Genomic DNA, 12,024 nt, shown 5'->3' with positions numbered 1-12,024 from the left:
TCCATCACAGTTGCGGCGGGCCGCATGGCTTATATACTGGGCGATCTATCTTCGGTTGGCGGGGGCATCGGGACAGGGTTACTCGCTGACGTCTTCGCCTTCTTCACCCTCTGGGGCAACGGGTGTCGGTGGAATGCTGGGATCGTTGACTGGAACCAAGACATCTAGGGTGAAGTTGGTTTGTAGCAGGCGGGTCAGCCCTATCAGCTGCTCTTCGCTGACCCCCTGGGGTGTAGGGGCAATGGTCTGCTGCATATCACGAATAATGATCAAGGGTTCTAACCGCTCGATATTACGCATGATGCTAAGGGTTTGTGGAAATAGGGCCTGCATAGAGACATCAACGGTGTGCCGTTCGAGCCGATTATTGAGCTCGGGGGGACCATCACTGAGCAAAACAGACGGGCCTGGATTAAAGCTCATCAACTCAGAGGTGTAGAGCAACTTTTGGGTGACTGGGTCACCGGCAAACTCGGCCCGAACTCGCTGGATCTGGGCTTGGTTAAGCCCAAGGGCGGCTAGTTGCCCCCCATCTAAGCGGTCAAAGTCAACTTGAAGCACATCACTGATGGCCGCATTGCTGTTACGGATCTGTTGGTTAATGTCGAGCAGTAGGGTGTCTACGCTCTGGGAATCTCCCAACAGGCTATAAATGCCAACCCGCTGCTCTAGGGCTTGATCTAACTGAGCTTGGAGTTCGACTATCCCTTCCAGGTTGGCCCGCTGTTGGGCCAACTCTGTCTCTTTTTGGGCCACTTCAGCTTCTAACCGTTGGCGCTCTTCAACTACGGGTTGTACCAAAAAGTTATAGACCGCAAAGGCTCCAATAATGCCCAAAACAGCGATCGCAATGCCCTGAACTTTTGGCGTGAACTCTACCCCAAACGCAGTGGGATAGGCCGGGCTGGCCTGTTCAAACTCTTGATTTTCCTCGGCGGGCAGAAAGTCACCTGTGTATGACATCAGTCGATCACTCCTGTTTCTCTGAGGGCACGGAGCCGGGTCACTAAACCAACGGTGCCTTGGCGTTCCAACTCGTCCACCAACTGGGCGGCGGGGGTATCCGTAATGTTGGCGCGGATGGTGTAGTCCACTAGAAATTCCGGATCACCGACGGCGGTGCCGGGGCAGCGACCCTCGGTTTCGGGGTCAAGCAGGTTGGTTTGCTGTTGGGCCCGGACAATGGCCACCGATGAGGTTTGTAGTAAGGGCGATCGCTGGAGGACTAAGGCAAAGTCATTGATATCGTCGTGGGAGCAGGCGACCCCATCAATGGATACCCCGCCTGCCCTGGGCGGTTGTAGGTCGGGGTTAATTTCTGATGTGTCCCCAGCGGTTTGGTTGAGGGTGGTGATTTGCACCCGGGCTGGGGTGCGGTTGCGGATGTCTTGCAGCAAAGCGGACCAGGGGACAATCTCATTAAAGATTGAAACAAAAGCGTTGTTTTCGGCGCGAACCGCCTGGATTTGCCCCTGAATACCACTAATTTCATCCAGTTGCCCCCGTAGCTGAGCCAGTTCCGCATCCAGTTCGTTGCTTCTGGCCTGGAGCGTGTTGACTTGGTTGCGGGTCACCGCCCAGTAGCCCCCCACCAGGGCCAGGGGAATCAAGGCCACGACTAACCCTAAAATTAGCGGACGACGATCGCCAGGCACCGCCGCACTACGCTGCCTGGGCTTGGCTTCAAAGACCCTGACCTCTCGGTCTTTAAGAAAATTAATATCTAAGCTGTACATGGCTATACCTCCCGCAGTCCAAGACCAATCACGGTTGCCAACCCTGCCCGCTGCACCTCTGGAATGTCGTCATCCACCTCTAAGGACAGGGCTGAAATCGGATCAATTTGACTGGCGGGTAGGCTCAACCGCTGCGCCAGAAACTCGTCTAATTGGCCAATGGATGCCCCTGGCCCAGCTAACAGCAATTGGGCGACTTCCATCTCTTCCCCCTGGTTCAGGTAAAAGTCGATTGACCGCCGCAGTTCGTCAGCTAGTTCCCCCAGCACCCGTAGCATGGCGGTCGTGCCAGGGTTGGTGTTGCCCATCTGGGGCGACCCTACGGTATCCATAGACTGAATCGGTACGGTCATGCCCTGGAGGAGTTCTGTGTTGCGGGATGGCGGTAGATTCATGGCCCGACTGAGAGCCGTTTGAATTTGGAAGGTACCAATGGGAACGGTGCGAGAAAAGTGGGGCACCCCATCCACCACAATCGAGATTTCAGTGTTTTCAAATTCGATGTCGACCACAGCTGCGGCTTCTTGGGGGGTGAACTGGCGCAGCTGCTCGCGAATGGTGCGAATCAAGGCAAAGCTAGAGGTTTCCAGCACATTCAGGGCTAGCCCCGCTTGTTGGAAGACTTCGATGTAGGGATCGGTTAAGTCTTTGCGCACAGCCACCAGCAGCACTTGCACCTTTTCGATGCCATCTTCATCCACAAAGTAGCCCAGCTTTTGGTAGTCCACATCCGCTTCTTCCCGAGGAAAGGGTAGATAGAGGCTGGCTTCTTGATTCAGCACCATTTCCCGTAGTTCTTGATCATCTAGCTCTGCTGGCACCGGAATCACCCGAGTGATAGCTCTCCCTGGGATGGCACTGGTGGCCTGTTTAACCTTGATTTTGCTTTCGGTCAGCACCGTTTGAATGGCGTCAGCCATTGCCGCCGTGTCTAGAATTTGCCCCTCTTCATAAATTCCCTCGGCCAGCTCGACCGAAGCCAAGGTCTCTAACTTGAGGCTAGCGCCTTGCTTTTTGAGTCGGGCTAGGTTGACTCGTTCGGGGGTAAGCTCAACGCCAACGCCGCGAGGCTTACGATTAAAAATAGCTTTCAAACTATCCACGGCAGTGTCCGCAAAAACAGATCAGTAACTAAAACTAAACGTCAAATCATCAAATAGCCCACAAAAATGGCAGAGACATTGCCCCCGCGTCCTAGTTGCAGCCCGTTAAGGCACCCTATTTCTAGGCCTAAAGGTTAGGCTTATGGGGTGTTTGGCCGCCCCTAGGAAAATTGTGCTAACGAATGGTACACAATTTGTTTGAGATTTGCCACTTTTCATCCCTTTAAAGCCCAGGGTCTAATCTAGAGGTCTAGAGAGGGATCGCCATCGCCCACCTAAAATCGATCGCCCCACTAATGTAGGGACGCTGAATCGTTGAATCGACTATCTGATTCGATGAGGGATTAGATCACCCCCCCCCTAGCGACGCACTCCTAATTCTAACTAGCTATTAATCAAGCCAACGGGGCACACCCTCAGTGGTGCAACCCGAAAGCGTCTGCTCCAAATAGTTGCCCTGATAGAAAAAACCTGACTACACCAGTGATGTTACACATACTTTTGAAAAGTGGACGCCTAGATTGACAAAAACTTGCTATTTTTTTGGCGCACTGGTTCTTTACCCCATCTGTTTATCCCTGGAGCGATCGCCCATGACTCTTCCCTTCACCCACCTTGGTACCCCCTTGACGGATGGGGCTAAACGCTTGATGTTACTGGGTTCTGGCGAGCTCGGGCGAGAAGTGGCCCTGGAAGCCATCCGTCTGGGCCTAGAGGTGATTGCCGTCGATCGCTACGATCAGGCCCCGGCCATGGTGGTGGCCCACCGCCGTCATGTGATCGACATGCTGAATGGTACTCAGCTGCGCCGAGTGGTGGAGGTGGAACAACCTAGCCTGATTGTGCCGGAAGTAGAGGCGATCGCCACTGATACCCTGGTTGATCTAGAAGCGGAGGGCTACACCGTCATTCCCACCGCCCGGGCCACTCAGCTGACCATGAACCGGGAGGGCATTCGGCGGCTGGCGGCGGAAGAATTAGGCTTAAAGACCTCCCCCTACCGATTTGCTGCCACTGAGGCCGAGTATCAGGAGGCGGTCCAGCTGGTGGGATTGCCCTGTGTGGTCAAGCCGATCATGAGCTCGTCGGGGAAGGGGCAACGAACAGTGCGCCAGACGTCAGAGGTGCTACCGGCCTGGGCCTATGCCCGAGACGCCGGGCGGGGTAAGAGCGATCGCGTGATTGTAGAGGGGTTTATTCCCTTTGACACCGAAATTACCCTGTTAACCGTACGGGCCGCAGATGGCACCTGGTTCTGCCCCCCCATCGGTCACCGGCAAGTGGCGGGAGACTACCGCGAGTCATGGCAGCCCTGTGACCTGCCCACCGAGACCCTGGCCCAATGCCAGGCCATGGCCCGGGCCGTTACCGATGCCCTGGGCGGTTGGGGAGTGTTTGGGGTGGAGCTGTTTATTGCTGGTCCTCCGGATCGGCCGCAGACTGTATATTTTAGTGAAGTGAGCCCCCGGCCCCACGATACGGGGATGGTGACCATGGCCAGCCAGGCCATGTCTGAGTTTGAGCTACATGTGCGGGCCATCTTGGGGCTGCCCATCGGTGAAATCACCCTGATTGGACCGGGGGCCTCGGCGGTGATTTTAGCCGCAGGTACTGGCGATCGCCCCCGCTACACCGGTCTGGCCCAAGCTCTCCAGGTACCCAGCAGTAAAATCCGGTTGTTTGGCAAGCCCACGGCCCACCCAAATCGCCGCATGGGCGTCGCCCTGGCCACCGGAGCAACCACGGAAGTGGCTCGCCAGCGGGCCACGACCTGTGCCCAACAGGTGCACGTAGAGCTGTGAAGCAAAAACCGGCTTTTCAGCTTTTCTGATAGGGTTGTGGATAGCCCTTGAAACAGCCTTGAGAATAGCCTTGGGAATGGATTTACTCTGTGTTAGCAATGGTCATGGCGAAGATAGCATTGCGGTAAGGCTTTTGAAGCAATTGCGTCGTTTGCCTGGTGCGCCCTCCCTGGCGGCCTTGCCGATTGTGGGGGAGGGGGGCGCGTTTCAAAAAGCCGGAATTCCCATTGTTGGCCCGACCCAAACCCTGCCCTCGGGCGGGTTTATCTATATGGATAGGCGGCAGGCCATGCGCGACATCCAGGGGGGGCTGCTGGGGCTGACCTGGAAACAGCTGCAAACCGTACGCCAGTGGGGAAAAGCGGGGGGCGCCATTTTGGCGGTGGGGGATATTGTGCCCCTGGCCATGGCTTGGTACAGCGGTGCTCCCTATGCGTTTTTGGGCACTGCGAAGTCAGAATATTTCTTGCGGGATGAAACCGGTCGCTTGCCCGGTCGCCCCCTGACCGAGGGATGGGGGGGCTCAGTCTATTTACCCTGGGAGCGCTGGCTGATGAGTCACCGCCGCTGCCAGGGGGTGTTTGTGCGAGACCAGTTGACCGCTGAGCGGCTGCAGAAACTTAGAGTGCCGGCGATTTACCCGGGTAACCCAATGATGGATGACCTGGGGGCCGCCGCTGATAAGTTAGCTCAACTCACCGGGACCTTTGCCCCGGCTGAGGCGGTGTTGACCGTCGCCCTATTGCCTGGATCCCGCGCTCCTGAGGCGTTTGATAACTGGCAGCTGATGTTGGCGGCGATCGACAGTATTCTGGCGATTTTCCCAGAACGGCAGGTGCGGCTACTGGGGGCGATCGCCCCCTCTCTAAACCAGGCCGCGTTCAAAGATGCGCTGCTGGATACGGGCTGGCAACCGATCGCCGGGCAGCCCCTGGCCTTTAGTCGCCACAACGGCTTTCTGGTGCTGAGTACCAACCACTTTGCCGAGTGCCTGCACTTAGCCGATGCCGTGATTGCCACCGCTGGCACCGCCACCGAACAGGCGGTCGGCTTGGGTAAGCCTGTGTTCACCCTGCCTGGACCGGGTCCCCAGTTTACCTATGCCTTTGCCGAGGCCCAGCAGCGGCTGTTGGGGCCATCGATTATTTTGACTACCCAGCCCGCCGAGGTGGGGGCGGCCATGCGCCAATGTTTGGAAGACAGCGATCGCTTGCAGGCGATCGCCGAAAACGGTCGCCGTCGCATGGGTCAAGCCGGGGCCGCTCACCAAATGGCTTTAGCACTGCATCAGTTATATGCAACCCATTAGATGCTGGCATTTATATGCAACCCATTAGATGCTGGCATTGCTTTGGTGCCCTGCGCGGGCAAATGGGTAGCGTCCGCCCCTTGCCTGAGGCTCAGATTATTTGTACAGTCTCCTTAACTTAATTTCGTTGAAAAGTGCTACCAGGATTACAGACTCGGTAGATGCAAGGCGCTTAATCGGGTTCTTGCACATGTGCTTATCCCAGCAGAGTTAGTGAGAAGCTGCCTGCTACCCCCGGTCAAAGCCCTACTGCCTTCTGCTAGCGCCATGCTTTACATGATTTATTAATTGACCCCTACCCCGGGATAGTCATGACCCAGCCTACCCCTTTGCCCCCTTCCCCTGATCAGGATGATGTGTCGCGCTCGGCTATGCCCCTGGCCTATAAGGTAGGTATCGGCCTGGGTGGAGTGATTGTAGCCGCTGGGGTTGTCACCGCCATTTGGGGTCGGGATGTGGTGAACCAGCAGGTGATTCCCCGCCTAGAAGCAGGCCTGGAAGAGACGCTGGAGCGCCCAGTGGTGGTAGGGGAAATTGAACACTTTACCCTAACGGGCTTTCGCATTGGCTCAGCCCATCTCCCCCCCACTGAGGCCGTACAGACCGAGGCCACCGTCGAGGCGATCGACGTCAGCATTAGCTGGCCCGATCTGATTTTTCGCCGCACCCTGCGTCCATCGTTGACCCTGCTGAATCCAGATGTGGTGGTGGTGCAGGCGGCGGATGGCCGTTGGATTGATCTGACCCTGCCAGAGCCCGATGAAGACCCCGGCCCCATTTCCTTCAAGCTGGGGGAACTCAAGGCGAAAAACGCCAGGGTGCATGTGACCAGCCAAATTCCTCGTCCTGAAGCGATCGCCCCGGCGGAGCCGATTCTGCTGGAGGCGGTTAACGCCAGGGCCTACCTCACCCCCCTGGATGATCCGGAGGTGGATGAACTGGGCTTTGAGGTCGAAGGCCAATTGGGTGACGGCACCTTTCAGGCCCAGGGCCGTGGTCTACTCGACCAGCAGGAGCTGAATATCAGTGTGCGAACCCATCAATTGCCCACTGTCGGGGTCAACCTGTTTCTGCCGCCGGAACTAGGACTGGCAGGGGGCACCCTGGACAGTAACCTGACGGCCGAGGTGCGCCTACAGGACGAGGTGCGGCCTGTGTCGGCCCAGGGGACGGCTCAGTTTAGCGACGGGGAAATCCTGGTTAGCCAGCTGCCGGAACCGATTCGGGATCTCAACAGCAGCCTGCGCTTTCAGGGGGAGCGGGTTGTGCTAGAAGACACCGGTCTGCAGCTGGGGGATATTCCGCTGACGGCTGCCGGTACGGTGGATTGGCAGACGGGTTATGACCTGACCGCTGCCATTCCAGCGGTTAGCCTGGCCCAGGTAACAGACCTGCTAGACCTGGACCTGCCTGTGCAGGCTGCCGGAACGTTTCAGTTTGAAGGGGCTGTCACTGGCCCGCTGGATCAGCCTCAACTGACGGGGGAACTGAACAATCTGGGTCCGGTCCAGGCGGACCAAGTAACGGTGGATACCTTCTCCGCCAACTTTGCGGCCACCGAGGCGCAGTTTGACCTCCAGACCCTACGGATTATCCCTGCGGATGGCGGCTTTATCACCGGCCAGGGGCAGGTAGATTTAGCTGATTTGGCCAACCCTAGCTTCGCCTTTGACATGCAGGCCGACCTGCCCGGCGATGCCCTAGCGAACCTCTATGGGGTAACGCTGCCTAACCAGGCGGTGATTGGCCCTGTCCAGGCTACCGGGGAAATGACCGGTAGCCTCAATGATCCCCAGGCTGTGGTGCAGTTTCAACTGCCAGAATCCACCTACCCTGGACAGGGGCAGGCGACCTATCGCAACAACCTGCTGGTGGTAGACCAAACCCAGTTCCAGGTGGAGGGAGGTACCCTGAATGCCACCGCCCAGGCTCGCTTTGATCTGGGAGATTGGTCGGCAGAACTGACCACAGTGGATGTGCCGGTGGAACGGTTTACGGATCAGGCCCGCGGCCGGTTGAGCGCCGTGGTCAATGCTGCTGGCAATTTACAAGACTTGAATCTAGCCGCGATCGCGGCTAGTGGTACGGCCCGGGTTGCTGATGCCGAAGTGGCGATCGCGCCGGGTTCCCCGCCGTTACTGGACCGGGGGGACTGGACCACTGCCTTTCGCTGGGCTGGCACTGGCCTTCAGGTGGACCAGTTCAACGCCCCTGGGGTAACCGCTGCCGGGTTTATTGCCACCGACTTTGCCGCCACACCGCCGATCGATACTGTCGATCTAGCGGTCCAGCTCAGCCCCTATGACCTGCGCCGGTTAACCCCGTTCATTCCCGAGCCTGCCCGCTCTGAAATTACCCTGGCTGGGCTGGCCAGTTTTGATGGCCAAATCACGGGTCCCCTGGCTAACCTGCGATTGCAGGGGGATACTCAACTGGATAACCTGGCAGTTAATGCCTTCGCCTTTGAGCCCCGGCTTCGAGGCCCCGTAAACCTAGCCCTAGCGGAGGGGGGACAGGTGGACTTGCGGGGGCAGCGCGATCGCATCAGTGCCAGCTTGGATGCTGACCTGTTACCTAGCCAGTTTGCCCTGCGCCAGGGAGACACCACCGCTGACGGCCAGATGGTCAACCGCCAACTCACCGCTACCCTGCAGAACTTCCCGCTGGATGCTCTCAACCTGGCCCCGGCCCAAGCGATCGGGTTAGGGCCTCTGGCTGGGCGGTTAGAGGCCACCCTCCAGGCGGATCTGACTGATTTTGCCAGCCCTACCGCCCAGGGCATCGCCACCATTGCCAACCCGGCCTTGGGGGATGTAGTGGCTGATAGCTTTGAGGGGCAGTACAGCTATGCCAATGGCCTGGCGGCTTTGACAAACGGTGATTTACGCTTTGCCAGTAGCCATTACCAACTCACGGGCCAAGCTGATTTGGCGGCGGCCGAGCTGACCTATGCGGCCCAGGTTGAGATTGTGACTGGCAACTTTGAAGATGCGTTGGCCACGCTGGGTTGGGAGGAATTTAGCGATATCGGTTTTGCCCCCCCCGATGACATCACAGGGACCGCAGCCGACGTCGTTCCGCAGCCAGCGACTCTGCCCGTTGCCCCTTTCTTCGATCAGTTGCAGGCGTTTGCCCAGTTTTTAAACACCTATGAACCCCAGCGGAACGGCACTCAGATTGCCCTGCCGCCACCCAGTGCCCTGGAGGGTGAGTTTACCGGTTCAATCATGGTCCAGGGACAGGGGTTTGCTGCCGATACCCTGCAGGCTACGGCCAATATCCAAGGCCAAGACTGGTCGTGGGGAAGGATTTTGCCCTGTGGTGCCAGAAATGAAAGCGATTCAGCCCCGCTACTGTCCCCCGATTCCCCTGGACCCCTGGAGAGCGCCATAGCCTGCAATCAGTTCCAACTGGCCGCCCGCTACCAAGACGAGGCCTTCGTGGTGAGCCCGCTGGAGTTTCGCTCCCCTGACACGCTGGTGGCATTCACCGGTGCCGGCAGGTTAGATAACTTGGATGGCCAACTGACGGTTAGCGGTGTACCGGTGGAACTGGCGGAACTGTTGATCGATTTACCGGTGGCGGTTGAGGGGGATATCGCCTCCACCGCTCAATTGGGGGGTAGTCTCAGCAATCCCCTGGTGGTCGGGCAGGTGACAGTGGTTAATCCCAGGCTGAATCAGCAGCCCCTGGACGGGGTTGATCTCGATTTCACCTACGACAATGCCCAACTGCGGTTTGAAGGGGCTGCGGTGGTCACCGATCCAGCCCAAATCACCCTCCAGGGAACGGTGCCCTATGCCTTACCGTTCATGACAGTGCAGCCCCCCAGCGACCAGATCGAGGTGTTGCTGGCCATGCAAAATGAAAGCTTACAGGTACTGAACCTACTCACTGAAGAGCAGTTGCGTTGGGACGGGGGGCAGGGTAATGTCACAGTCCAGGTAGGTGGCACTCTGGAAGATCCGATCGTGGTAGGTCGCGCCCAATTTCAAGATGGCCAGTTGACGAGCAGCGCCTTGACCCAACCCGTGACCAACCTGACCGGCAATGTGCAATTCAACCTGGAGCAGGTGCAGGTTAACCAGCTGCAAGCTGTCTTTGGGGATGGCACCATTGAGGTGAATGGACGACTGCCGATTCAGCATGGGACGGCGGTTGCCTTAGCCCAGACCAAACAGACTCTGGAAGACCCAGGGGCTGCTGCGGGACTGACGATCGCCCTGAATCAGCTAAATGTAGACTATGCTGACCTGCTGGAAGCCCAGGTGGAAGGTCAGGTGCTGATTGCAGGGGCGGTGATGGCACCCGAAGTCTCTGGGCTGGTGGAGGTCAGCCGTGGTTTAGTCAGAGCTAATAATCTGCTCGGCTATATGGGCGAACTCAATAACGGTCATGGTGTCGATCCAGAGCTGGATTCAGAGCTGGATCCAGCAACTGAGCAACCCACACTTTTTTCCACTCCCCTGGCGGATGCCGTTGCCGAGTACCAAGCTCAGGTGGGCGGGTTTCCATTACCACCCCAGCCGCAAACCTTACCGAATCAGCTGATGGAACAGGTCAGGCTGAGCAACTTTAATCTGGTTTTAGCCGACCAACTGTTGATCTCGGGACAGCCGTTCTACAACATAGCCGCCTCAGGCAATATCCAAGTGGATGGTACCCTGGCGGACCCACGTCCTGATGGGGTTATCACCCTAGACTCCGGCTGGATCAACCTGTTCTCCACGCAGTTTCGGCTGATTCCTGGGGAAACCAATACCGCCACCTTTACCCCGGCCCATGGGTTAGATCCCTTTCTGGATGTGCGCATGCGGGCACGGCTACGGGACCAGGAAGTCAGACAGGCCGCAGCCACCCCCTTTGTCAGTGCTGAGGTGGCCGATACCACGAGCCTGACCACAGGCCAGGTGGAGTTTGTCAACGTGTTTGCCACCGCCTTTGGTTACGCCAGTGAGTTACAAGAGGCCGATGCCCCCGGGCAGGCCACGGAGCTGATTGCCTTAACCAGCCGCCCCGCCCGCAGCCAGGACGATCTGGTGGCCCTGCTGGGTCGCAGTGTACTGACCAATGTCTATGGGGCCTCTTTGGGACAGGTGGCTGGCTTCTTTGGATCTGGAGCTCTGGCAGGATTTGGCGATCGCGTCGCCGATACCATCGGTCTGCGCTCCTTTAGTGTGTTCCCAACCACTGATACCGCCACCGATAGCACCGCTGGCATTGGCATTGGGGTAGAAGCCTCCATTGACATCGGCGATCGCATCAGTGTGGATGCCCTAGAAATTCTTAACAGTGGCAACCCGCCAGAGGTGGGGGTGTCCTACCGGTTTAGCGATCAACTCCGGGCCCGGGGGGCGACCAACTTTTCTGGCAATGAAACCGTGACCGTGGAGTACGAAATCCGGTTTTAAGGCAGACAGTAGAAGGGAAACCCAGATAACATCCGGCGTGATATCTAAGCCGGGAAGTTTGGGATAGGCCAGGAGTTAGGAGTCAGGAGTCAGAATCCAGGCCCTTTTTGTAGTCTAACTCCTGAACGCTCACACGGCATAGCTTGCCGCCTTAAAGCATACGCCCTTTACGTCTGCCACAGCATACGAAACCACGCCTGAGCCCTGTCCGGCATCAAGAATAGCTATCTTCTGGTTCTCCTGGGCACCCTAGGGGTATCGCAAAAACAGGGATACCCCGCCAGGGCGGACACACAGGTCCGCCCCTACGCTTCTGAAAAACGAAAAACGAAAAGGGGAAAATTCAAAATTCAAAATTCCTTTCGGGAAGCGGTGCATTGCGGCCCCAGGTTGACCGTCAATACCCGGACCCTAGCCGCTAATGTACCCAATGACTACGACTTCAATCCAAAATCCAAAACCACCTCCCCACCTTTCTGGCCGGTGCATTGCGGCCCTAGGTTAACCGCCAATACCCAGACCCTGACCGCTAATGCACCCTACAATTTCAATCCAAAATCCAAAATCCAAAATCCAAAACCTCCTCCCCATCCACCCATCCACCCATCCACCCATCCACCCATCCACCCATCCACCCATCCACCCATCCACCCATCCACCCAT

Annotated in this window: 6 protein-coding genes; 3 read left to right on the top strand and 3 right to left on the bottom strand. The window is 57.6% G+C overall.

The window, feature by feature from the left end:
• Positions 1 to 78 precede the first annotated feature (78 nt).
• Genes E1H13_RS02800 through pilM form a run of 3 tightly spaced genes read right to left on the bottom strand, consistent with a single transcriptional unit; the run spans position 79 to position 2,839 of the window.
• A complete protein-coding gene (locus tag E1H13_RS02800) occupies positions 79 to 963 on the bottom strand; it encodes a hypothetical protein (RefSeq protein ID WP_169611883.1) in 885 nt (294 codons plus the stop codon).
• Entirely contained in the window at positions 963 to 1,736 is a 774-nt protein-coding gene (locus E1H13_RS02795) for a PilN domain-containing protein (RefSeq protein ID WP_169611882.1), read from the bottom strand. Before E1H13_RS02795 ends, E1H13_RS02800 begins: the two co-directional genes overlap by 1 nt.
• A gap of 2 nt (positions 1,737 to 1,738) precedes the next feature.
• Positions 1,739 to 2,839 carry a type IV pilus assembly protein PilM gene (pilM, locus tag E1H13_RS02790; RefSeq protein WP_169611881.1) on the bottom strand — a complete coding sequence of 367 codons (1,101 nt, stop codon included), beginning with the start codon at positions 2,837 to 2,839 and terminating at the stop codon, positions 1,739 to 1,741.
• A 593-nt stretch (positions 2,840 to 3,432) separates the two neighbouring features.
• On the opposite strand from pilM, the gene purT reads away from it, so the two are divergent.
• From purT to E1H13_RS02775, 3 genes are all read left to right on the top strand, one after another.
• Positions 3,433 to 4,641: a formate-dependent phosphoribosylglycinamide formyltransferase gene (purT, locus tag E1H13_RS02785; protein ID WP_169611880.1), complete on the top strand. Its 1,209-nt coding sequence runs from the start codon at positions 3,433 to 3,435 to the stop codon at positions 4,639 to 4,641.
• 76 nt (positions 4,642 to 4,717) lie between these two features.
• Complete coding sequence (locus E1H13_RS02780; protein WP_169611879.1) at positions 4,718 to 5,950, top strand: lipid-A-disaccharide synthase-related protein; 1,233 nt, start codon at positions 4,718 to 4,720, stop codon at positions 5,948 to 5,950.
• A 311-nt stretch (positions 5,951 to 6,261) separates the two neighbouring features.
• A complete protein-coding gene (locus E1H13_RS02775) occupies positions 6,262 to 11,361 on the top strand; it encodes a translocation/assembly module TamB domain-containing protein (protein WP_169611878.1) in 5,100 nt (1,699 codons plus the stop codon).
• Positions 11,362 to 12,024 lie beyond the last annotated feature (663 nt).

The sequence above is a fragment of the Nodosilinea sp. P-1105 genome, assembly GCF_012911975.1.
In the GTDB taxonomy this organism is placed as follows: domain Bacteria; phylum Cyanobacteriota; class Cyanobacteriia; order Phormidesmidales; family Phormidesmidaceae; genus Nodosilinea.
The sequence above is the reverse complement of the archived record's forward strand: the minus strand, read 5'-3'. Positions and strand labels throughout refer to the sequence as shown.